At 57.8% G+C, this 24128-nt stretch carries 16 protein-coding genes; 13 read left to right on the top strand and 3 right to left on the bottom strand.

Features of this window, described 5'->3' with window-relative positions:
• The first annotated feature begins 1 nt into the window (after position 1).
• The 13 genes from BSY239_RS16830 (at position 2) to BSY239_RS16770 (ending at position 18556) form a co-directional block, all read left to right on the top strand.
• The gene (locus BSY239_RS16830) at positions 2-2026 is read left to right on the top strand and encodes a hypothetical protein (RefSeq protein WP_156775519.1); all 2025 of its coding nucleotides are present in this window, start codon (positions 2-4) and stop codon (positions 2024-2026) included.
• Complete coding sequence (locus BSY239_RS16825; protein ID WP_069047806.1) at positions 2023-3336, top strand: ATP-binding protein; 1314 nt, start codon at positions 2023-2025, stop codon at positions 3334-3336. The genes BSY239_RS16830 and BSY239_RS16825 overlap by 4 nt, the downstream gene beginning before the upstream one ends.
• Before the next feature lie 113 nt (positions 3337-3449).
• Positions 3450-3899, top strand: coding sequence for a helix-turn-helix domain-containing protein (locus BSY239_RS16820; protein ID WP_069047805.1), 450 nt, complete (start codon positions 3450-3452; stop codon positions 3897-3899).
• 118 nt (positions 3900-4017) lie between these two features.
• Positions 4018-6477: an EcoAI/FtnUII family type I restriction enzme subunit R gene (gene hsdR, locus BSY239_RS16815; RefSeq protein WP_069047804.1), complete on the top strand. Its 2460-nt coding sequence runs from the start codon at positions 4018-4020 to the stop codon at positions 6475-6477.
• 37 nt (positions 6478-6514) lie between these two features.
• A complete protein-coding gene (locus BSY239_RS16810; protein ID WP_069047803.1) occupies positions 6515-7987 on the top strand; it encodes a type I restriction-modification system subunit M in 1473 nt (490 codons plus the stop codon).
• Positions 7984-9741 (top strand): restriction endonuclease subunit S, encoded by a 1758-nt coding sequence (locus BSY239_RS16805; RefSeq protein WP_156775518.1) that lies wholly within the window; start codon positions 7984-7986, stop codon positions 9739-9741. The genes BSY239_RS16810 and BSY239_RS16805 overlap by 4 nt, the downstream gene beginning before the upstream one ends.
• Before the next feature lie 2 nt (positions 9742-9743).
• The gene (locus BSY239_RS16800) at positions 9744-10592 is read left to right on the top strand and encodes a hypothetical protein (RefSeq protein WP_069047802.1); all 849 of its coding nucleotides are present in this window, start codon (positions 9744-9746) and stop codon (positions 10590-10592) included.
• A gap of 44 nt (positions 10593-10636) precedes the next feature.
• Positions 10637-11728 carry an endonuclease NucS domain-containing protein gene (locus BSY239_RS16795; RefSeq protein ID WP_069047801.1) on the top strand — a complete coding sequence of 364 codons (1092 nt, stop codon included), beginning with the start codon at positions 10637-10639 and terminating at the stop codon, positions 11726-11728.
• A 28-nt stretch (positions 11729-11756) separates the two neighbouring features.
• A complete protein-coding gene (locus BSY239_RS16790; RefSeq protein WP_069047800.1) occupies positions 11757-12368 on the top strand; it encodes a hypothetical protein in 612 nt (203 codons plus the stop codon).
• A complete protein-coding gene (locus BSY239_RS16785; RefSeq protein WP_069047799.1) occupies positions 12365-13873 on the top strand; it encodes an NYN domain-containing protein in 1509 nt (502 codons plus the stop codon). Before BSY239_RS16790 ends, BSY239_RS16785 begins: the two co-directional genes overlap by 4 nt.
• A 432-nt stretch (positions 13874-14305) precedes the next feature.
• Positions 14306-14605 carry a Nif11-like leader peptide family natural product precursor gene (locus tag BSY239_RS16780; protein WP_069047798.1) on the top strand — a complete coding sequence of 100 codons (300 nt, stop codon included), beginning with the start codon at positions 14306-14308 and terminating at the stop codon, positions 14603-14605.
• 6 nt (positions 14606-14611) lie between these two features.
• Entirely contained in the window at positions 14612-17314 is a 2703-nt protein-coding gene (lanM, locus tag BSY239_RS22190; RefSeq protein WP_172823120.1) for a type 2 lanthipeptide synthetase LanM, read from the top strand.
• A 621-nt stretch (positions 17315-17935) separates the two neighbouring features.
• Positions 17936-18556: a hypothetical protein gene (locus BSY239_RS16770; RefSeq protein WP_156775517.1), complete on the top strand. Its 621-nt coding sequence runs from the start codon at positions 17936-17938 to the stop codon at positions 18554-18556.
• A gap of 366 nt (positions 18557-18922) precedes the next feature.
• Here the strand turns inward: BSY239_RS16770 and BSY239_RS16765 are convergent, their stop codons facing one another.
• The 3 genes from BSY239_RS16765 to BSY239_RS16755 form a co-directional block, all read right to left on the bottom strand.
• The gene (locus BSY239_RS16765; protein WP_236944089.1) at positions 18923-19282 is read right to left on the bottom strand and encodes a 3'-5' exoribonuclease; all 360 of its coding nucleotides are present in this window, start codon (positions 19280-19282) and stop codon (positions 18923-18925) included.
• 122 nt (positions 19283-19404) lie between these two features.
• Positions 19405-21156, bottom strand: a complete 1752-nt coding sequence (locus tag BSY239_RS16760) for an AAA family ATPase (protein ID WP_156775516.1) — start codon at positions 21154-21156, stop codon at positions 19405-19407.
• A 618-nt stretch (positions 21157-21774) separates the two neighbouring features.
• A complete protein-coding gene (locus BSY239_RS16755) occupies positions 21775-24072 on the bottom strand; it encodes an AAA family ATPase (protein WP_069047794.1) in 2298 nt (765 codons plus the stop codon).
• Positions 24073-24128 lie beyond the last annotated feature (56 nt).

Below are 24128 nucleotides of genomic sequence, written 5' to 3'. Positions count from 1 at the left end.
CATGGCCGCGCCCAGTCAATTCTTTTCTGATTCTGGCTACTGCACGCTCAAACCTGGCGTGCGGTACCACAGGATCGCTGGCAACAGCGCATCTCGATGCGTCTTGCTCGTGTCATTTTCGGCGACACCCCATCCAGCCTACGACTTGCAGATCCTTACCAACGACCAGTTCTCCTTCGCAAAGGGAGAGCGACTCATCACGAACGCGGAAGATGCGGTCTGCATGCCTCCCTGGCTGGAGCGTCTGGAAGGGAAAAACCTCGACCGCATCGATCTCGTGCGCGACAAGGCGAAAGTCGAACATGCGGAGATTGCCCACAAGCGCCATTTCTGTGTCGCCGAGGTCTTGCAGCGCTGGCCTCAGCTGCTACTACAAGACGATTTCATTCGTGCGATGAACGCCGTGATCCGTGGGATCCGACCATCTCAGAACGAAACCCGTGTGAGGCTGTGGTTCTTCACCTACCTGGCCTTCGCGCAGAACATCTGGTCGCTACTGCCCGCCTACTTTGAAGAAAACACCCCCGCGCTCCCGGTTGGCCCGACCTCCCCTAAGCGCGGTAGACCGTCCACCGAGGGAAATCAGCATGGATTCAACTGTGATGGCGAAATGGTTGAAAAGTGCGTGGACGGATACCGCTCGTTCCCCGAAAAAGGGAAGGCGTGGTACGAGATCTATGCTCACGTCCTAAACAACCGGTTCGGCTGCGTGGCTCATTTTCGCAACGCTGAAGATTTCGAGATTCGACAACCAGAGGGAAAGCCGTACCCATCACTGGGGCAGTTCAAGTATCACGTAAGAAACGCTATCCCACAAATCGAGCGTGACATCCTCCGCTTCGGAAAGACGCGCACCAGGAACCGCAACACGGCGCCGGAAGGCTCCTACACGGCGGAACTGGCCTATCTGATGGAGAAATTCGAGGTTGATGCCTTTACTGTCGAGGCGCACCCCACCTCGATCAAGACAGGCGGCGTTGCGCCAAGACTGTACGTTGTACGAATCATCTGTATCGCGTCTGGCCTCATCGTGGGAATCGGATTTGGCATTGGTTCAGAGGATGCTGACGCGTACAAGTCGGCGCTGTTTTGCGCTTGTGTCGACAAGGCCTATTTTTGTTCGCTGTACGGTCTCAAGATTGAACCTGAGCAGTGGCCCAGTATTGGCCTTGGGCTTGAATACATTCCCGACAGAGGGCACGGGTCCTGTAACGAAGTTGTCGAGAAGCTTCGGGGCATTGTGGGCGTGACCGGCATGCCGCCGACAAGTGAGCCGCAGTCACATGGATCAATTGAGTCGAGTCACCCTCGGGAGCCAAAACGAGAGGGGATCAAATTCTACAAAGTCAGCAGGTGTGATGTGATTGGCTTGGCTCGCGCCGCCATCTTGGACGCCATCCAGCGCAATGCGTCCTCTGATTGCACCCGGAGATTGACGCTGGAGATGTCCAAGGCCCATGTTGTTCCCACTCCCATAGGCATCTGGAACTACCTGGACGGAGTTGGACGCAACGCAGCTCAAAGCGTCGAGAAAAAAACAGCCATCAGGCTCTTCACGACACCTGTGGAGTTCAAGATGAAGCGTGGCCAGCTTCTGCTGGGCACGACCCATTACACCTCTGGGGAACTGAAAGCCACTGGTCTTCTGGATCAAAGCAAACGCCTGGATACCATTCTCCTCGAAGGATTCGCTTTGCGGATGTGCGCGCGCAAGACATGGATCTGCGTCGGGATAAATGTTATCGAGGTTGAGCTCAACTTTCCGTACCGATGCGGCAAGGAGCAGAAATTCATTCCGCTCTCGCTGGTCCTTGAACACGCGCAGGTTGTGACCGACGGCGTGAGCAAGACGGAAACCCGAAAAGCAGCCGCGAAGTTGCACACCTTGCAGAGCGCAAAGGAGATGATCTCTGGCGCGAATTGCGCAGTCCAAGAGCGGAAAGGCGCTCCCAAGATTCGCTCACACGATCTCGAGCGCGAGAGAAGAACTGTGGCAAGGAAACGAAATCATGGGGGCGCAAAATGAACCAAATATCTGCTTGGCTCGCCTTGGAGGACCTGCTTGCTTTGTCGGACACCGAGATCATCGCCAGAATCACGCTTGGAGGTGATCGGTCGCCTGGCCTGCCATCGATCAGCGCGCACCTGGCGAAGGACAAGTTAAGGAGCGTCTTGAAGTCTGTGTACGTTCCGTCGCACCAGGTGCTTCGCATCATTGTGCGAGCGCTGGTGATGATCCAAGACCACTACCTTCTTCACTATGCGAGTCCACTCGACTATCGGAGGGGTATCAACAGTCTTAGAAGCCCTGTCCCTACTGCGTTGCCCTTGTGCCTGACAGGGCTTCCAGGTGTTGGCAAGACAGAACTGGCGATGGCAATCGTGAGGCTGATCCAGGATCAGTTCCTTGCGAACATCGGGGACGACTACGCCCCCGCACTTTTGACTCCATGCAGGTACATCAAGATCACCGCGGGCAGCTCTTTGCTGAATAACTTTGGGAAGATCGTGTTTGGTGACGCAAAGAATGGGAACAAGCTCACCTTTGACGACCTCACGGGCATGGGTGCGAGGAAACTCTACCGCGAGGGGCTTGCGATGCTGATTCTCGACGAAATGCACCTGATCGCGAGAGGCACGAACGCGAGCGTGAACATCGTCAAGCTCCTGACACTTGCCGCAGATTGTGGCCCCCCTCAGTTCCATATCTCCAACTTCCGCAATGTCGGAAAGATCATGGGAAGCGGGTGGGAGGTGACTGGTCGGCTCATGACCGAGTGTGTGGTCATGACGCCTGAACTGAGCGACGATCCCGCGGAGCTTGAGCTCAGACGTGTTTATGAGGCGGTCACATGTGGTGTTGTCCCAAACGACGGGGAGTTTTGGTCACACTTGAACGCAATCACCTTTCGTGTCCACCGGACGCGTATTCACCTTCTGAGCCTCGCCTTTGAAATCACACGCACGGCATCACGATCAGTGATCTCGATCGCCGACCTTAAGTCAGCTGCCCTGACCTCTCAGTTTGCTGTAAACCGCCTGCAGGTTGACGTCCTGTCCAAAATGGCAATCGATGGAAAGACGCCAAAAGGCCACAAGGATCTTGTGTGTCCACTTGGTGCGCACTTTGCCTTTCCCTCGGATGCCAAGCAGGCTGCCATCGCTGCGGAGGAGACCGAAATTGACGCGGCGGTGGTGCGGTCGTCGTTGACCCCTGCAGAGGCGAAGGCCATTGACGATCTTGAAGATAAAGAGAATAAGAGCATCAAGCAGACGAAAAAGAGGCGCCCCAAGGCTGACTACGACTCATTGCTTGCGTCTGTTGAGGGCCGCTGATGCAGAAGTGAAAAGTCGCCTTCTAGGAGTTTCCTTCAGCTGTCTCTCAACATGTGACATAAAGCACTCGGCGTCCTCCTGCAGGCCCGCCCCGCGACGGACACAATACTGAAATGACTACATTTGCCGAATCCCTGAAGAAAGAAATCGCTCGCGTTGCCAGGAAGGAGCTCCGAGACGAGCTCCTGAGCCTGCGCAAGTCTTCCGCGAGCTTTCGCTCAGACATTGCTGAGCTAAAGCGAAAGATCAAAGGGCTGGAGTCGCAGGTGAAGGTGCTGAGTCGTGCAGCCCCAAACCTCCCTGCGGCTCCCCGTGAGGCGCCGGCGGTCACTCGTGGGAAGCCCGGGCGCAAAGTTGTGTTTGGTGCGGCGGAGTTGCTGGAGCTTCGCAAGCATCTGGGATTTACCCAGGCCCAAATGGCCGAGCTCTTGGGCGTCTCTTCTCTTTCGATTTACAAGTGGGAAAGCGGGCAGGTAACGCCCAGGGCTGCACAGCTGGAGAAGATCTTCGCAGTTCGAAAGATCGGCAAGCGTGAGGCGAACGCCCGCATCAACGCCGACTGATTCGAGCGGAGGGTGCCTGTGAAGCTCTTGAGCTTCAACGCTATATGACGATGGTGGGTTGTTTCTACTGAACAGCTGCTCGGAAGCAGTCAATTTCGACTCGAGCCCAGGGAGCCCGATGGACAAGAAGAATCTCTCAGAAAGCGACATCTGCGACAAGTTCATCCGCCCGGCCATGGAAGCCGCCGGGTGGAATGGCATGGATCAAATCTATCGCGAGTTCCCCCTGCGCGCCGGACGCGTGGTCGTTCGTGGCCAGAAGTCGTATCGCGACAAGACTACGGTACTCCGCGCCGATTACGCGCTTTTCTACAAGCTCAACATTCCATTGGCCGTGGTCGAGGCCAAAGACAACACCATGGCCATGGGTGCGGGCATGGCCCAGGCCATCAACTACGCCCAGCTGCTGGACGTGCCCTTCAGCTTCTCCTCCAACGGAGATGGTTTTGTGTTCCGCGACGCCACCATGACCACTGGTGTGTTGGAACAGACGATTTCCCTAGAAGAGTTCCCTAGCCCGGCCGAGCTCTGGAAGCGCTATTGCGATTGGAAGGGCTGGACGCCTGAGGTGGCGCGCGTCGCCGGGTTTGACTACTCCCCCAGCAAGACCCCGCGCTACTACCAGCTCAATGCCATCAACCGCACGGTCGAGGCCATTGCTGGCGGTCAAAACCGGGTGCTCTTGGTCATGGCGACCGGCACCGGCAAGACCTATACCGCCTTCCAGATCATCTGGCGACTCTGGAAGAGCGGCGCCAAGAAGCGCATTCTGTTCCTTGCCGATCGCAACATCCTGATCGACCAGACCATGGTCAATGATTTCCGCCCCTTCAAGGGTGCCATGGCCAAGCTCTCTCCGAACGCCAAGGGTGTGGAGCGGGTGGATGCGCAGGGTAGCGTCACCATCGACGATGTGGCCCTGGCGGTCAACAAGACCACCAAGCAGGTCGATAAGAGCTACGAGATCTACCTGTCTCTTTACCAAGCGGTCACCGGCACAGAAGAAGAAAGCAACATCTACAAGCAGTTTTCGCCCGACTTCTTCGACCTCATAGTGATCGACGAGTGCCACCGTGGCAGTGCGGCCGAAGACTCGGCCTGGCGCGACATCCTCAATTACTTCGAAAATGCCACCCAGATCGGCCTTACCGCCACGCCCAAGGAAACAGACGCGGCTTCCAACATCCACTACTTTGGGGAACCGGTCTACACCTACAGCCTCAAGCAGGGCATTGAAGACGGCTACCTCGCGCCGTACAAAGTCATTCGCATCGACTTGGACCGCGACACATTCGGATGGCGTCCCACCGAGGGCATGACCGATAAGGCCGGCAACCTGATCGAAGACCGCGTCTACACCGGCGCCGACATGAACCGAAAGCTCGTGCTGGAAAAGCGCGATGAAGCCGTGGCCGCCAAGATCACCGAGTACCTCAAGGCCACCGACCGCAATGCCAAGACCATCGTGTTCTGCGAAGACATCGACCACGCCGCCCGCATGCGCCAGGCGCTGGCCAACGCCAATGCCGACATCTGCGCCACCCAACCTAAGTACGTGGTGCAGATCACCGGTGACAACCAAGAAGGCAAGCGCGAGCTCGACAACTTCATCGACCCCGAGAAGACCTACCCGGTCATTGCCACCACGTCCAAGCTAATGAGTACAGGGGTCGACGCGCAGACCTGCAAGCTCATCGTGTTGGATCAGAACATCCGCTCGATGACATTGTTCAAACAGATCATCGGCCGCGGCACCCGACTGCGCGAAGACCTGGGCAAGAGCTGGTTCACCATCATGGACTTCAAGCGTGCCACTGAGCTTTTTGCAGACCCAGCGTTCGATGGCAATCCGGTCCAGATTTACGAGCCCGACGAAGGCGATCCTATCGAGCCGCCTGTCGTCGATGATCCGACCAGACCGCAGCAGCCCGGCGAGGATCAGCCGTCCCTTGGTCCAACCACCGTCGGTCCCGGCGAGGGGGGAATCATTGAGCCCAAGAGGTACATCGTAGGAGGCATGGTCACTGTCGCCGTCGCACGCGAGCGTGTGCAGTACCTCAACGCCGACGGCAAGCTGATCACTGAAAGCCTGCGCGACTACACCCGCATCAACCTAGCCCGCAAATACGACTCGCTCGACAAGTTTCTGCAAGCCTGGAACGATGCCGACCGAAAAGCCGCTCTCATCGAAGAGCTGGAGCGCCAAGGCGTGCTCATCGAAGCTCTAGCAGATGAAGTCGCTCACACCGGCCTGAAAGACCTAGATCCATTCGACCTGCTGCTGCACGTGGCCTACAACAAACCGCCACTCACCCGGCGCGAGCGGGCCAACCGCGTCAAGAAGCGCAATGTGTTCACACAGTACGGCCCCATGGCCCGCCAAGTGATCGAAGCCTTGCTCGATAAATACGCTGACGAAGGCATCGCCACACTCGAAGCCAACAACGTGCTCAGCCTGCCACCGGTCAACCAGCTGGGTCTGCCCGTGGAGTTGATCCGAAGTTTCGGTGGGCGCCCACAATACTTGGCTGCACTGAACACCCTGGAGCGCGAGCTTTACGCGCCTGCGTCACCTTGACCCCTTCCTTCCTCTCTTTTCCGAATCTCCCGAACGCATGTCCAACCTCTCCCCCGTCATCAAATCCATTCAGGACATCATGCGCCAGGACTCCGGCGTTGATGGAGACGCCCAGCGTATTTCGCAACTCACGTGGCTGCTGTTTCTCAAGGTCTTTGACTCGCTTGAGGAAGAGCTGGAACTCACCCGCGACGCCTACAAAAGCCCGATTCCGGAGAGCATGCGCTGGCGCAATTGGGCCGCTGACCCAGAAGGCATGACTGGCGATGTGCTGCAAGACTTCGTCAACACCGAGCTGTTCGTCACTCTGAAGAACCTGCCGGCCGACCCGGTGCGCAACCCGCGCGGCTATGTGGTGCGTGGCGTCTTTGAAGACGCCTACAACTACATGAAGAGCGGCCAGTTGCTTCGCCAGGTGATCAATAAGCTCAACACCATCGACTTCAATCGCCAGAGTGAGCGCCACCAGTTCAACGACCTCTACGAAAAGATCCTCAAGGACCTGCAGAGCGCCGGCAACGCGGGCGAGTTCTACACACCCCGCGCCGTCACACAGTTCATGGTGGACATGGTCAATCCCCAGCTGGGCGAAACTGTGTTCGACCCCGCCACCGGCACCGGCGGCTTCCTCGTTTGCGCCATCGAACACCTGCGCAAACAGGTCCAGTCCACCGAAGACGACACAGTGCTGCAGCAAAGCATTCGCGGAGTTGAGAAGAAACAGCTGCCCCACATGCTGTGCGTGACAAACCTTTTGCTCCACGGCGTCGAAGTCCCGAGCAACATCCGGCACGACAACACGCTCGCCCGCCCGTTGCGCGAAGTCACCCAGGCCGACCGTGTGGACGTGGTGCTCACCAATCCGCCCTTCGGCGGCATTGAAGAGCCCGGCATCGAGCAAGGCTTCCCGGCCGATGTGCGCACCAAGGAAACAGCCGACCTGTTCCTGGTGCTCATCAAGCACATCCTGAAAGTGAACGGCCGGGCCTCCCTGGTGTTGCCCGACGGCACCCTGTTTGGCGAAGGCGTCAAAACCCGCATCAAGGAACAGCTGCTGACGGAGTGCAACCTGCACACCATCGTGCGCCTGCCCAACGGCGTGTTCGCCCCGTACACCGGCATCAAGACCAACCTGCTGTTCTTCACCAAGGGCCAGCCGACACAGCACATCTGGTACTACGAGCACCCCTACCCCGAGGGCGTAAAGAGCTACAACAAGACCAAGCCCATCCGTATAGAAGAGTTCGACGCCGAAAAATCCTGGTGGGGCAGCGCGGTCGATGGCTTTGCCGCCCGAGTGGAAAACGAACGTGCCTGGAAGGTGAGCATCGACCAGATCAAGGACGCCAACTACAACCTGGACCAGAAGAACCCGCACGCGTTGGACGCGGTGAGCCACGACCCCGAGGTGCTGCTGGCCGACTACGCCAGGCTGCAGGCCGAAGCGCAGGCCCTGCGGGACCAGCTTAAGGCCATCCTGGCAGAATCGCTGAGCGGAGCCCGCGAATGAGTGCGGTGATGAAAGTCCGAGAACACAGCGCCGAGCACTTGAGTGCCCTGCAGCCACCGCTGGTGCAGCACTTTGAGCTGATGGCCACTGCGCCGAGTGGTGTGGCAAAACTACGCGAATTGATCTTGACGCAGGGGGTACGAGGCAAATTGCTACCGCAAGACCCGAGTGATGAACCGGCGAGTGAGCTACTGGAGAAGATTCAATCGGAGAAGGATCGACTGATCGAGGAAGGGAAGATCAAGCGAGGAAAACCGCTGGCTGAGATTCCTAAGCAGGACGAGCCGTTCTCATTACCTCACGGCTGGGTATGGGTTAGATTGAACTCGTTGCTTCAAAAGATCGGTGCAGGTAGCACGCCTCTCGGAGGAAGGGAGGTTTACGTTCCCAATGGGGTGAAGTTCCTACGCTCGCAAAACGTCTGGAACGACGGACTTCGCCTCGACAGCGTTGCCTTCATCAAGCCTGGGACACATGCAAAGATGAATGGAACGGTCGTTTTTGCAAACGACCTTTTGTTCAATATTACTGGCGCATCAATTGGCCGATGTGCAGTAGTTCCCAGCAACTTTGATGAAGCCAACGTCAGCCAGCACGTGACCATCGTTCGTACGGTGATGCCAGAACTGAACGAGTTTTTGCACAAGGTGCTGATCTCTCGGCACGTTCAACAAACTGTCATGGACGTCCAAGTTGGTGTATCTCGCGAGGGACTGAGCATCGCCAAGCTGGGGCAATTCCTGATCCCATTGCCTCCCCTCGCCGAACAATCCCGCATCGTCACCCGCGTCGAAGAACTCATGCGCCTGTGCGACGCCCTCGAAGCCAATGGCAGGCTCGAAGATGCGCAACACGCGCAGCTCGTGCAAACCCTTCTGGCCGCGCTGACCGCCAGCACCACCCCAGACGAACTCGCCGACAACTGGCAACGCGTCGCCACCCACTTCGACCTCCTACTCGACCGTCCCGAAGCCGTCGACGCCTTGGAGCAAACCATCCTGCAACTGGCTGTTCGCGGCTTGTTGGTGCCTCAAGACCCTAGGGAGGAGCCTGCGAGCGAGCTGGTGAAGAAGATTCGTGCTGAGAAGTACAGTCTGGTTGCAGAGGGCAAGATTAAGTCGGACAAGTCTTCGGCGCCAGTTCCTTTGGACGGGTTGCCTTTTGGATCGCCTACGGGGTGGTCTTGGGTAAGGCTTGGAGATGTCTGGCAAAGTTCCTTCTATGGACCACGGTTCAGCAATGAGGAGTATGTGAGTACTGGTGGAATCCCCACAATCAGAACAACCGACATGACCAATGGCCAGATAGTCCTGCGAAACCCGCCTCGAGTAAATGTGCCGCTTGCAAAGTATGACTCCTACCTGGTCAGGAAAGGTGATTTGCTTGTGACTCGCTCTGGCAGTATTGGCGTCATGGCGCTGTTCGATCTGATGATCGATGCAGTCCCGAGCGCTTACTTGATTCGGATCCGCTTCTCCGAACATGTGTATCCGAACTTCTTCCTGAAGTACTTTCAAAGCGAACTGGGTCAGAAGCAACTCGGTCTAAGCACGACATCGGTAGGCGTTCCGAACGTGAGTGCGTCAAAGATGGCTGAGTTTTTTGTTCCTCTTCCACCTCTTGCTGAACAGGTTCGTATCGTCGCCCGTGTCGAGTCCCTGCGCCGAGTGTGCAATTGCCTGCGCGAGCGCCTCGTTGCTCGCCAGACCACCCAAGTCCTTCTTGCCGATGCCCTGATCGGCGAGGTGGCCTGAGCATGTCGTTCGTCGGCGAAGCCACGGGGGTGTTTGGTCTGCTGGGCAAAACATGGAGCCTGCTGCGTGACCGCCTGGACCCAGCCCGCGCACAAGCTAAGCGCCTCATCGAAACCCTCGAGACATACGGCGTCGCCCGCCAGCAAATCCCCCGCCTGCTGCCTCACGAACTGAAGCTGCCCAACGCCGCTTTTTCGACACCCGACAAGCTGAAAGACAAAGTCACGCCCGAGCTGCTGGACTGGGCCGCCGGCTATCTGGCTATCAGCCGTTCATGGCTCGATGGCATCGAGGAGATGTCTCACTTGGTGGAAGACCACTACAAGTCGCCGGAAGGCTATCGCGAGTGGCTTGCCAACCGCCTTGAAGTCGCTCCCACCGTGTCCCGTTTCCTCGCCGTCTTGAAGCCGCTTGGCCAGGAAATTCCGAGCGGTCACGGACCGCTCTGTCTGACATACGAGGAAACCACCGACGGCCTCGACGGCAGTGAGTTCACCCGTTACTGGCTTTTGTCGGATCAATGGAGTCTTCACCACGCGCCATGCCTCGAAAACCTCCTTGCTGTGATCGCAGTCGCACGTTCTTTGGGTGTCAGGGTACTGGGAAGCGACATCCCTCTGCGCGATCTCCAACAACTGGAAGCGGGCAAGAAACTGATCCCCGAGGTCATGAAAAGTCGTCGTGGCCAGTGGCACCCAGAAGACCTCGTTGATCCCTTGCCGGGTAAAGACTCGGAATGGCGGCAGGCGCTTTGGACGGGCGCTCAGGGTTACCTTGCGAAGGCTGGAATGGTTGCCCACGATCTCGACGTTGATCGGCCTGCAGCCATGCCGCCGGCGCCGCGCGCTTAAGTCCCGTCTAGCCCAGCAACAGTAGAACACCGGAGAAGCCCACCATGCCCATCCAGCACGCCATCTGGCAAGTCGGACAACAACCGTTGCCGCTCAAGAACTGCAAGTTGCCCAGCGAGCAACTGCTGGAGGAGATGATCGTCAGCGACCCGCGAATCCTGTCCAGTGAGTGGATGCTGATCGGGCGACAGGAGATCACCTCGTTCGGTGGCCGCATCGACCTGTTGGCCATCGCACCCGACGGCTCACTGGTGTTGATTGAGTTGAAGCGTGATCGAACACCGCGCGAAATCGTCGCCCAGGCTTTGGACTATGCGTCCTGGCTGCAAGGGCTTACGGCCGATCGCTTGGTTCAGATCTACAGCCGCTTCTCGAACGGCGGGAGTCTGGAAACGGCATTTCAGAACCGCTTCGGCGCTCCGCTGGACGAAGACTCCCTTAACCACACGCACCAGATCATCATCGCGGCGGCGGAGATTGATCCATCCACCGAGCGGATCGTCGGCTACCTCAACGAACGCGACATCCCGATCAACGTGATTTTCTTTCAGGTGTTCCAACACGGCGAACACCAACTGCTGAGCCGCACCTGGCTCATCGACCCGGGCGAAACGCAGGCCAACGCGGCTGTTGGCAAGAGCAACGTTGGCGAGAAGGAGCCATGGAACGGCGAGTACTACGTGTCTTTCGGTGACGCCACCAGCCGCAGTTGGGACGACGCACGCAAGTTCGGATACATCAGCGCAGGCGGGGGCACCTGGTACACCCAGACGCTCAAGATGTTGTCGCCCGGCGACAGGGTCTGGGTCAACATCCCCAAGAAGGGGTACGTTGGCGTGGGCATTGTTGAACAAGCCGTGCAACCAGCCAGCGAATTCACCGTGATGACCGATCATGGCGAACAGTCGGTGATGGAGGTGGTACTTCACGGCGCCAAGTACAAGGCGTTGGCGGATACGCCGGAATTGAGCGAGCAGTTCGTCAAGGTGAAGTGGATCGACACGCTGGAGGCCAACAAGGCCTTCAACGAGGTCGGTCTTTTTGGGAACCAGAACACGGTATGCCAGCCGACAACGCCGAAGTGGCGGCACACGGTGGAGAGGCTCAAGCAGGTGTTCTCGACGCCGTCTGCATAAGCGAGTTGTCACATCCAGGGAGAAGGAATTGAGATCCCCGAAATCGGTCAAGGCACTCGAGGAGCTGGGTCGTGTGCGGCTCTCGAAGTCCTACTTCATGAGAGATTTCCTCTACAGCGAGATCGCCAACCACTACGGCGTACCCAACATTCCTGAGAATCCTGACCTCGCCATCGAGACGGGGGCACGCCTGTGCGAAGACCTGCTGGAGCCTCTGCAACAGACGTTTGGGCGCGTGGCCATTCGGTCGGCGTATCGGTCGCCGACCATCAACGCGCTGGGCAATGAAAAGGGCGACAACTGCGGCTCGAACCAGAGCAACTATGCAGGCCACATCTGGGACCACCGCGACGAGAACGGGCACAGTGGAGCCATGGCTTGTGTGGTGTTGCCGTGGTTCGTTGATCGCTACGAGAAGGGTGCAGACTGGCGGAGCATGGCGTACTGGATCCACAACCATCTGCCATACAGCAAGCTCCAGTTCTTCCCCAAGCTGTGCGCCTTCAACATCGGCTGGCATGAGCAGCCCGCGCGCTCCATCTACAGCTACATCGAGCCCAAGGGACTTCTGCTCAAGGGTGATCCACCTATCGCTGCGCAAGCTTCGCTTTACGCGGATTTTCCAGGGCTTCAGAAATGAGAAGTGCGCTGTTTGTGGATTTCGACAACGTCTACTCCGGGCTTCGCAGACTCGACCCCGCAGTGGCTGAGCGCTTTGCCTTCCAGCCCATCAACTGGATTCGCTGGTTGACCGACTCACTGGTGGCTCCACCGCATGCGCCAGAGGGAGCCAAGCGGCGGCTCCTCGTGCGGCGGTGTTACTTGAACCCCCAGGCCTATCAGCGTTTTCGGCCAGCGTTCAACCGGGCTGGTTTTGAGATCATCGATTGCCCGCCCATGACCAGCGAAGGCAAAACCAGTACCGACATCCACATGGTGCTGGACGTCGTGGACCTGCTGCAGCACGAGGTGCACTACGACGAGTTCATCGTGTTCTCAGCAGACGCTGACTTCACGCCGCTCCTGCGAAAACTGCGGCGCTCGGACAGGCGCACGACGGTCCTGGCGGTCGGCTTTCCGTCGGCGGCGTACCAAGCTTCAGCCGACTTGCTCATCGACCAGGACAACTTCGTCCGGTTCGGACTTGGGTTTGCGGAACCCGAGCTCCCTGTTGCATCAGTCCCCACCCCAACAGCTCGTCCTTCGGCCGATGTCATCAAAGACGTCAAGGTGCTAATCACAAAGTGTGTCGCGGAGTCGCCCAAGCCGGTTGCGCTGTCCTCGCTTGCCAGCAAGGCACTCAAGGAGGTGGAAGGCTTAGATGCAGCCAATTGGGCGGGGTTTGGCGGCTTCAAAAGACTGGTGGAGACCATTCAGCTTCCGAAGTTGATGGTTGATTGGAATGCCGGCGCAGTACTGGATCCGATACGCCACGCCGCCAGTGCCCAGAAGGCGGAAGCTCATGTGGACGAGGTAGCTCTCGACACCGTTCTCGAGAAAGTGGCGCTCCTCGTTCAAAACGAGCTGGATCAGGCTGGGCGTCCTGTCCCATGTGCCCGTCTCGCGAAGTTGATCTTGGACCGCTACGGCGAACTCGCTGCGGACTGGGGTGGCAAGGGCTCATTCAGGGCGTTTTTGGACGAGCTAAATCTGGGCGAATTGAAAGTGAGCTGGGAGAACGGCGGCGGCCATGTCTTTGACTCACAGGCGCGAGCGACGTTGCTTGATTCGCCACCAGTGATACGAACGCCAGATTGGGGCCAGCAAGCACATCTGTTCCCGATCATTCAGCAGATTCATGCGGCAACAGGCATGCCGCTGATTTCGCCACGGGAGATGCAAGGCCTGCTCGGTGCGTTGGTAGCCGAGGTGGATGGCCAACCGTTTGCGCTGTCTGACACAGGCAAGCGAGTACGCGATCGTTGTCGGGAAGCGGGCCTAGGTGTCAGCCGAGCTGATGTCAGCTATGTCCTTAAAGGTATTTTGATCGCGGGCCACGAATTCGCTTCTGGCAACGATCATGTCTCTGCGTTGAGTGGCCGCTTTATCGAGAGCATGCGTGTGATTTGTGCGGGCGAGCAGATGGTGTTGGACGATGCGACTCTGGATTCCCTGCGTGAATGGAGCTCTGGTGCTGTGATCTGAGTTAGGTGCTATCGGGTGCTCCCATCATGTTCAAGATCACTAGAAGTAGCTAGCAGACTACCTAAGTTTTTTCGGTCAACCAACTTGAAGTCTCTTCCAACGTATGTGGGTGCACGGTCGCCAGCGCCACGGCTAAACTTCAGGATTCGGCCAGAAGCTGCCGTTGATAAACATCCGCTTCTGGGCGCTTCGCCGATCGAGCGGCCTGCGGGCCCCCGATGCCACGCTTGGGCACACGCCTCACTTTGCAAGATGACTGTCGCATCGACCAGCGGTCCCGGCATAGACGGCAACGCCAGTTGTTCGTTCGACGTGCGGACGTCAGCCACTTTGCGGGTGTGCGACTCCATACCATATACGAACGATAAGGGTAATCACTGATGCCCGAACCTTCTAGGGCAAATTAGCCTGAATCCTCTTAAGGAGGGTCCTATGTCAGTTGATGCAGCCAGACTTTTTATTAAGAGTGCCGAGTCGGACACGAGCATTGTGAATCAGGTCCTCGGTCTCAAAGGGGATGCTTCGAGAGTCGCAAGTGAAATTGCAACGTTGGCAAAGGCCCACGGTCACACCTTCAGTGAGGCCGACTGGGATGTCGCAATTCGTGAGTTCATATTTGATAAGGTCAAGAACAATCAGGTCACTCCCGAACAGTATCAGCAGGCGGCAAAGTACATAGCGGGCACGGGCAGTGTCATTTGCTGCTGCAGCTTCTGGTCCCGGACGACCTGACTGGTAGTGCGCTGGCAGTCACTCGTCGGTCGCATAGTAAGACAGTCCATCGAGAATGACGAGGCTGATGCGATCGGCCGTGACGTTCCGTTCTCGGTGGTGCTTCGTCCAATTGCGCTCCTCTGTGTTGAGCGCGTCCAAACCAAAGCAGGCCGCGCATTTAATGTGCTTGACGAACAAGCGCGACTGGACTTGGTTGACGATGCGTTGCGAGTCCTATCTGAAGCCACTCAGCTTCACCTGTATGCGGCGTTCCTTGCCTTCTTGGCAGAGTGTGATATCGCCCGCCTGCTGTTTCCGGCACGCATTGAGGAATCAGGTAGTGCTTCGTTCGACAGGTTCTGTGCGACTCTCGCTTGTGATCGGCAGTTCACCAAGGCTTGGGAGTATTTCGGCCCTACGGCGGGTGCGGTTGCACGACTTGTTTTGAACTGGATTTCCGGACGTGCAGAGTTTGTGCGTCGGGTCGATGAGTTTTCAAAGTCCAAGGTTGTCTCGCTCAGCCGTGGTCTCTCAGACCCACATCGCGGCGGACGCCAGGTCATTCGATTTGCCCTGTCCGAAGGGGCGACTTGGATCTATAAGCCCAGATCAATTCACATTGAAGCCGCCTTTGCTGAATTTACGGATTGGCTGCGAGGTACTGGTCTAACGCTCGCTCCTATCGTACCTGCTGTGGCGTTCCTTGGCCAAGACCATGGCTTCGTCGAGTCCGTGCAGCAGAGTCCTTGCCGGGACGAGCAAGAGGTAGAGGCCTATTTCCGACGTTGCGGAGCGCTACTTGCAACGGTTTGGTTGCTGCACGGAACAGATTTCAGCTGTGAAAACATTGTCGCGTGCGGGGCCATCCCCGTAGTCGTAGATTTGGAAGGGCTCTTTCACCCGTATCGAGAAACCCTGGATGATGCGAATGGATTGGCATCACGCGAGTTGGATCGATCGGTACTTCGCATAGGGATGCTCCCGCAATGGATGGGAGCTTCAGGGATGGCCCCCTTTGACGATTCCGCCCTTGGTTGCTCATTCGAAATCCCACGACGCTCGCTGGCCCCTCAGTGGGAGTTCGCAAACACTGACCAAATGCGCTGCGTGTGGGGTGCGGACTTCTTCCCGGAGTCAGCGTCCATTCCTTGGTTGGGGAACGATCGAGTGTCACCAGCCCAGTACTGGAACCATGTGCTGCAAGGCTTTCAGGAAGCCTACGCGCACGTTCTCTCTCTTCCAGAAAGAGACTTGCGTGCCCGAATTTCGCAGCTCACTCCATTCCCGACGCGGTTGATCGTTCGGCACACTACGTACTATGCATGCGCTCTTTTCGACGCGGTTTCACCGCGATCGTCGTTTGAAGTGCTCGATCGGCACTTGGAATCGGTGGGCGCTTTTGGAGTGCCCGTAGACGACATCATCAAGGTACGTGAGCGGATCGCGCTTAAGCGGCACGACATTCCGTGGTTTCCGAATACCGACACCGCCGCCAAGGAACTTCTAGTCGAAGAGAGGCTTGGACAGATTGGAAGTGCTGACGGCGCGCGACAGTCGAGATTTCTCGTCGCTAGCTTTGAGCTCCGCTTCCCGAGACGAGGCCTAGACACTGCCACTGCGAAGACCATTTCTCCGACCGATCTATTAGCCGAGGCCAAGCACCTGCTAGATCTGATCCTCCAAGAGCGCATGTTTGTGGCAGGAGATCGCATAGCTTGGACCGGTGCGACGTCTGCTGAGGAACATGGACATGACGTGATCGGTGTCCTCACGCCGGCGTTCTATAACGGACAACTGGGAATCGCCGTCGCATTTGGAGCCCTATATAGAGCTCACTCGGATGAGAGATACCTTGCCGTAGCCAAACAGTGCGCAATTCGCCCACAAGGGCTCTCTCTGGCGGAGAAGAATGTTGGCCTAGCCACGGGGGCAGGAGGCCGGATTGCCGCCCTATGTCTGCTGATTGAGATTACTGGAGACGGTGCCTTCTCGATAGAACTGCTGCAGTTGGTTCGCGACGAGCTTCAGCTCGTAGACAGGGCTTCGCTCTGCGACTTGGGCCTCCTAGATGGATGGTCTGGGATGGCGCTCGCACTCTGTCGCGTGCGTCGACATCTAGAACTGGAAACAACTACTTCTCTGATTGCGCTCTGCGCAGATCGCCTTGTGTCGCTTTCGAACAGCGAAACTCCTGTCGGCGCTGCTCACGGTTTGGCTGGTGTGGCCCAAGCGCTCCTCGCGTGCGCGGATTGCCTGGGCCGTGTTGATCTACGGTTGGCAGCGCACCGCCTTTTCGAACGAGAAGACTTGTACTTCTCTCACTCGGATTCCGGCTGGCTTGACGTGAGGTCAACTCCATCTAGGGTTCAGTACGGCTGGTGTTGGGGCAGAGTCGGGTCCTTGGTGGCGAGAGTTGGGACGCCACATTCGCGCTCTGTATCGGCGACCACCGCGTCTTTGGCGATGAGCGTCCAGCTAGCTGAGAACGATAGCCTTTGTTGTGGCACGAGCTCTGCCGTAAATGGGCTCTTAGACATAGGGCAAGACCACGCGGCGCAGTCGCTAGCGAAACGAATGGTGGAACGAGCCCGATCAGATGGCGGCTATAAGATCAAATCCCAAACCATTCCGTCGCTAGGGCTCTTTGACGGCATCGCTGGCATTGCCTACACGCTGCTACGCGCGCATCAACCGTTCGCCTTCCCGTCACCGTTCACTCTGAAGTAGGTTTTGCTGAGAGGAGCTCTGAGTAATAGCAACCTGACGGCGTACGGTACAAGACTGTGATCGGTCAAATCCGAAGCCAAGCCGACGAAGTGATCGACGCTGGGAGCGCTCTGGTCGGCCGACAGTCCGCTTCGCGGCCACGGTTTCGAAGGCGTGGCCGACTGCTCAGGGCCCACTGCGGAAGTACGGCAAGGCCTCGTGAATGCAGGAAGTGCAGCGATCGCTGCCCGTCAAGCCTGCATGACGAGAGCCTGCTGTCGGTTGTAGCGGTCGTAAAGCTGTTCCGAACTGACTGGCCGCTCAAAGTCTTTGGACATGACCGGAAGCCCGTCAAGCTTCCACTCCATGGCCCAACCCCTTGATGGGTGACGATCTGAGATGACGATGGCTAGACTTTTCCAATTGGTCATCTGCAAAGGTAGCGAACGACCTGTGGGAACGAAGATCGTCCAGGCATCCGTGCGGATCAGGAGGGGGCCTTAGTGCGATGACGATAGACTTCGGCCAGAACCCGGGAGCGAAAAGTTCAGGACATAGAGCATCGCAAACAACCACTTTCCGTTATCTCGGTTTTGAAGCCGCCCTGGATCGGTTCACAAACAACTTTTGGAGAATGGGGTCATGAAACTTGCTGCCGTCGTAGGGATGCTTCTTTTCTCAGGACACGCCTTGGCTGGAATCCTGCCGCAAGGGGGGTCGGCCTACAAATGCCAGACCACGGGTGGATTCTTTGATTTTTCGCCAGACAACGCTATCGCCTCGTGCAAGAAGGAAATCGATGAGTTTTGCAAGACGAAGAATGCCCCGCCGATTGTGGGCAAAGTGAAGGGGGAACCATCGGGATATGGCGTGTACGCGCGGGCTGAGATCGATTTTCAGTGCGCGTCGTCGGAAGACCTTGCCCGACAGCAGAAGTCATTGGCAGACGCACAAAGTCAGCAAATCAAGCTGGACGTTGAAGCGTCCAAGAAAACCTGCCAAGAGGACTTTGGCTTCGCACAAGGCACGACGGAGTTCGGGAACTGCCTGCTGGAATTGCAGAAGCAGATCTTTGCAAATCGTCGCGCGGAGAATGATCGAGCCACCCAGAATGAGATCTCCGAGGCTCAACTCGTCCAGCAACGAAAGGCGGCTTCCGAGCGTGCGACCACGGGCGCGATACAGTCCTTGATCGCGCCTCGCCCCTCGACGAGCATCAATTGCACGACATTCGGATCAACTACAAACTGCACCTCGAGGTGAGGGTCGTAGGTGGAATCGGTCGCAAGCGTCATTCGGCAGGGCGCTTTCAAGCAAGACCATACTAGGGCCGAACACTTCACACGTGACCGGCCCGCTCGACCAAGGTTGCCCCTTCAAAGCAGAACAAGGCTCCGGTTTCCTTGGGCTGAACAGGCAAATGCGTAAATGTCCGGTGATGGCCGGTTGGGGAAGTCTAGCCATCGTCATCGTAGGTCGCTACCCATCTAGGGGGTACCCACCCCATGCGTTGACTGCCAACCATCCGTCGCGAAGAGCATGTGCATCGTGAAGTGCGTGATGGCGCGGGCGACCGGGTTGTCCGTGATATCGGCATACGGCCTCGCTGAAGGCGCGCTCCTCAGATTGTCAGGCCATTTTGAGCACTTTGGGATCCAGGTTGGTTGGGAGCCCATTTTCAAGCGCATCCCACAGCAAGTCTCGATCATGTGTCGAGTCACAAGCGATTTGCACCGTACCCGGGAACCCATGTAGCCACTCGTATAGACGGCGTGTCAGCTCCTCGCGTGAGCAGGAGTTTTCTGGCTGCTGCCCCAGATGAGGCAGCACGGCTTCTCGAACAAAATCACTTGCTGCCTCTCGCCGATAGTCGTTTCTCTCAGCGTAGAAGGTTGCTCCGCCGTCCTCACTCACCAGCCCGATCGAGATCAAGTCGATGTCGATGAAGTCGGTGAATTCGGTATCTAGAAAGATCAGCATGTCAGCCATCGGTGCAGGAGCTGTTTTGAATCCTGCCGGAAAAGCGATGGCGCCGTTGGAGTTTCTTCCTGCTGCTTTTCTCAGCGAACCGTGATTCCCTGTGGCAGTCTGAACGCATGGTCTGCATCGCATCAGTGTTGCCGCCCAGCGCGCAAGTGCTCTTCTGCCCACTGCGCTAGGTACCACGTCAGCCACACCTTGAGGTCGCGCATGTTGGGCACATCGATGTCCGCGGGTGGAACCACTGCATCGAACACGTCCTTCGGCAGCTCCCAATCCTTAGCGATGTCCTGCAACGCGAACGGAACGACGCCACGGATGTCCTCAGGTGTCGGTCGCCCGAAATCCAGCACCGTGACCCGGGAAAGCAGCGGCGCAGACAGACCAGCTAGCGAGTTGGCCGTGGCAATGAACACCAGACGCGAAAGGTCGCATTCCGTCTGCAGGAACGAATCGAACCAGCTGCGCGCGTTCTCTGGCTCGAGCAAGCCCAACAGGAAGTCGGCGGCGGATGGGGTCTTGCTTCCACCGTCGACTGCCTTTTCGATCTCATCAAGCAGCACCAAGCTCGATGCCGATTTGTTGTTCAGCAGCGGCTCCAGCAAGACAGAGGGTTGGCCAGTGGACCACCCCCGCGCGGTACCGGTGAGTGAGCGGACGTCGGACATGCCGGCAAGGCCGATCGCCCGAAAGCCCAGGGCCATCTCTTCGGCAAACCGCCTGGCGAACCGCGTCTTGCCGATGCCGGGAGGTCCGAGCAGGAGCACAGGGCGCAAGTGAAACACCAGCGAGCCAAAGCTTCTCCGCGTGATGAGCTCGCTGAAGATGATGTGGATGGCAATTCTTGCCCATGGGAATTCGCGCACCAGCCTTGATCGGCTTTCCTCGAGCTGAGCGACCGAGGGCATGAGGGCCACCGGCAGAGGCGACTCCAGCGGCTTGAAGCGCTCCAACGTCTGGCGGTCACCGGGATCGGCGGCAGGGGGAACCTGACCGCGGACCACGGTCAAGACTGGTGCCTTGGGGTCCGAGCTGTCTGCTGCATGCTTGAAGCACAGGTCGGAGCCTTCCGGGTCCCGCACGAGCTCCCCGCACTTTGGTGCAGCAGGGGCAGGTGTGAAAGCATTTTCAATTTGACCAAGCACCACATCGTGCATGCCGCGTTCTAGCGATTCTCGGCGAGAGGGCAACTGCTCGGCCCGGTCTGTGCGGGTCAGCGCCAAGGAGAGTGCGGTCCAGACGGTGTAGCCCTCCGTCTGCATGAACCTCTTGCGGCCCATCAGAGACCACTCCCCGTTGGGGTGAAGTCCATGCTGCACGTACATGAACAGCATATCGGCTGCCTTGAAACAGGCCGAGGTCCCCAGCGTCACTCCTTCTGTCCAAGGGTACGTCTCGGCGAAGTCCGAGAACCGCTTCATGCACCAGGCGAAGGGGTCACCCAATGTTTCGCCAATGGGAAGCGTTCGTTGACCCTGCACCAGCTTGAACGCTCGCGGCTCTGATCCTGTCCCGCGTCGTCTCTCGATGCGAATGCCGTTTGCCGTGAGATAGGCGGTGGCGAAAGCGTGCATCTTGTCGACTGACCAGGGTGTGCGTTCATGAAGCAGGAAAAAATCCGTCAGGAGGGTCTCCCTTCCCACATCAAAAGAGTTGTCGTGGAGCCATCGGCCCACGTAGCGGATCGATGCGTGACGCAGCGTCTCGCTGGTGTCCGGGTCCAAGGACTTCAAGACAAACTTTTCCAGTTCCAGCAGGCGCAGGTCCGCACCTAGCGGGTACGGCATGGCCTGGAAGAGGGGGTGCCGGAGCTTGAACTCGGCTTCGGGGAACAGGGCTTGGGCCCTGGAGGGAATGTCGGATTCCGGACGTGCTGTTTCCATGCTGCTCTCCACAAGAACGTTGCGGTTCAAGCTGCGCAGCAGCCTTCGGAGAGCAACCAACAGGGCGGGATCGAAGTGATTTCCGCCCACTTGGGATGGACGTTACTGCGAGTTTTGAGCGCTTGCAAGCCCCGCGCAGCATACGAATATGCCGTAAAGGAAGAGGCGGTTACATTTCTCGACAGCTCTATTCTTCAGCGAACTTCCGGCGTGCTTTTCGGTGGTTAGCCCGACAGGTTTTTCCGCATTGTTCTTTGACCCTCTCCCCTCTGGGCGATCCGACAGACCTCATTTTTCGGGTTCAACTGTGTATTTTTTGAGAATAAAGCCGTAACTTCTTCAAAAAATACGTACAACGTTCAGCGAGCTAAACAAAAAACCCGTAACTGCTCGGCGAGTGGAAATAAGCCGTCGAAAGTCCTCCGCACGCGAAACTCTTTCGCATTTTCGCTTGTAAGGAGTCAGCTTAAGGCTGGAATACAAAGCCCGACGCTGGTCGCAGATGCCCGTATCCAGTCTGCAGCCGTCGTCCGGTCGCCAGAGGTCGACTCTGCAGCGAAAGCTGCCTCCCGTACCGGCAATCTCACTACCCGAAACCGGACGCATTGAAGTCGATCCCTACGACCTTCTCGCGAAGGCCAGCGTACGACGCGCAAACTGCATCAGCGCTTGATCATTGATCGCCTGTGTCGCCCATGCCGGGTTGCTGTCATGGTGAAAGAGGTTGGCGTACGCCAGCAGATCTCGCAGCTCGTCAATGTCAGATTGGCAGAGAATCTGCCCTTGCGTGTTCGCACGCTGTTCACAAATGCCAATGAAAGGGCCCAGCAGAGCGCCGGGCTGAAATACAGCAGGGTAGGCTACCCGGGCGAAGGCTTCCAGAATGAAGCGCAAAGCGATAGCAACCATGCGCTCTTCCGCTGGATTGGCGACCTGCAGGTAGCGTGTCACCATCTCGTGACGCTTGTCGTGCTCGGTAATGCAGTCCTGTCGCACGTCCCATGCCGACAGCGTCGACCCCACGCCATCGCGAGAAACGCGCATCGCCGTGCGATCCGCTACGTCCGCCCCTTCCCATAGGCCACAAAGAAACGGCTTTGAATGTGAAAGCACGATGACCTGAGACACGCGAGCGAGCAGCCGGCGCATTTCCTGCACCGTCGTCAGAGAACGATGCTCATCAAGACTTGTCATTGGGTCATCAATCACAACGACCTTCTGCGCAAGCTGCGCATCCTGATCGAGCGAGGCGAAGAAGAAGGCCAAGGCCAGTGCATTTCGATCTCCGGCGCTAAGGGTGTTTCGGAACGAGGGTCCTGCCTCAGAAGTCAATGGCACGGCCTGATCGTTGATAAGTACGTTGTAGGTACAGGAGGAGCCGCCCCGGTTGTTGACGGAGGAAACCGATTCAAGCCGGAAGCCAGCGTTGAAACGTTCGAGGTATCCGTTGATCGACGCCTGATACGCCGGAAAGATTTGTTGACGGTAGTGGTCAAGCGCCGTTCGTGCCCGATCTCTGAGATCTTCCGTTTGGGCTTTCAGTGCCTTCTCCGCGAGGTAGGCGTCGCAATGCGGCGCAACGGCAGCGGAGTAGCGAGCCTGAGCGCTCTTGAGCCTATTCAATTTCGCGCTTAATTCAGCAATGTTGGCTGCAGCTGCTTGCGCTTTTACGAGCGCCACACGTATGTTTCGATCCCGCAGCGCATCCGAGTAGACGGTCACCGCCGCCTTAGCGGTGTCATAGGTTTCGATTGCTGCGAGAGCAGCTTTGGGAAGTTCCATCGCATCAAGCGGCGAGGCCTGTTTAGTCGCCAGGACGTCAGCGACCGCGTTTCGAGCTGCGGCCCAAGCTTGTGTGAGCGCCTCAGTGTCAAGGTCAATCTTCGGCACGTCGAGAAATTCGGCCCAAAAAGTCCGGTTGCGCTCTGCTTCTCGGACAGCTCGTTCGAAGGTGAGAACCGCGCGATCACCGTGAGAGATGGTCAGTGACTGAATGGTCTCCAACACTTCATCCTTAAGCGCTTCATATGCTGCGCTGAAGTAAGCTTGATAGTGCTGAATGAGGGTCGAGCCGCTCAGGTCCTGAGCGCAAAACGGACAGATCTCATGATCCTGGCCAGCAGAAACAACGGAAATACATCCCAGTCCCGTGCCGACCCAAGCCGCACCATCTCGCCCGAGCTTCGACAGGTGCTCTTGAACACTGGCGGCGGCGGCGGCCTCCAAATCGGGCAACGTGCGAGTCAATAGCTTGTTGATTGCCCCAATGTCGAAAGTCGGCAGCGCAATTGTCGCGAACTCCGGCGCCTTACGTATGGCATCAGCCGACCTCGCCGCCGCCAACTGGCGCTCCGCCTCCTGCACGGCGTGGTCGACGTTGGGTATCGCGTGCAACGCACAATAGGCATTGACGTTCAGCGCCCCTCTTGCTGCGGCAGGGATCGCGTCTCCTAGCTTGTGCAGAGCGCTGTTGTGCTCCTCGATTCGAGCGACATGGGCTTGCAAAGCAACGTTCAACGCGACCCCCTGCGACCCAAGGATCAGTTCGTGCAGATTCTGGCGGTGTGCCGTTTCGATCTCTACGCCCGCACAGACGTTCTGGGACACGAAGAAATCATCAAAGACAGCGATCGAAGGCCGCTGCGCGGACCAGGCTCCGTTTTGAAACTGAAGTGGGGCGCCTGCAGAATGAGCAATGACGATGTGCGGTGGATGCTGCGAGCCCAAGCGCTGGCGTTCGTTGATGATCGCTGCATCGCCGTTTGCAGCGGATCTAAGGATGGCCGCTAGCGTCGTCTTTCCCCGACCGTTCTCCGCATAGACCAGAGCCAGGCGACCCAGAGGCAGATGTGCCCCTGAATTGACCGAGTCGAACTGACCAACGTTGCGGAGCAACTGAATGCGATCAAGGCTCATCTCACCCTCCCCGGGATTAGTGGCGCTATGGACCACCCTGAGCAGGAGTCTAAAAC

Source organism: Hydrogenophaga sp. RAC07, from assembly GCF_001713375.1.
Taxonomy (GTDB): Bacteria; Pseudomonadota; Gammaproteobacteria; order Burkholderiales; family Burkholderiaceae_C; genus Hydrogenophaga.
Note: the sequence above shows the minus strand (reverse complement) of the source record. Positions and strands in the feature narration are given on the sequence as shown.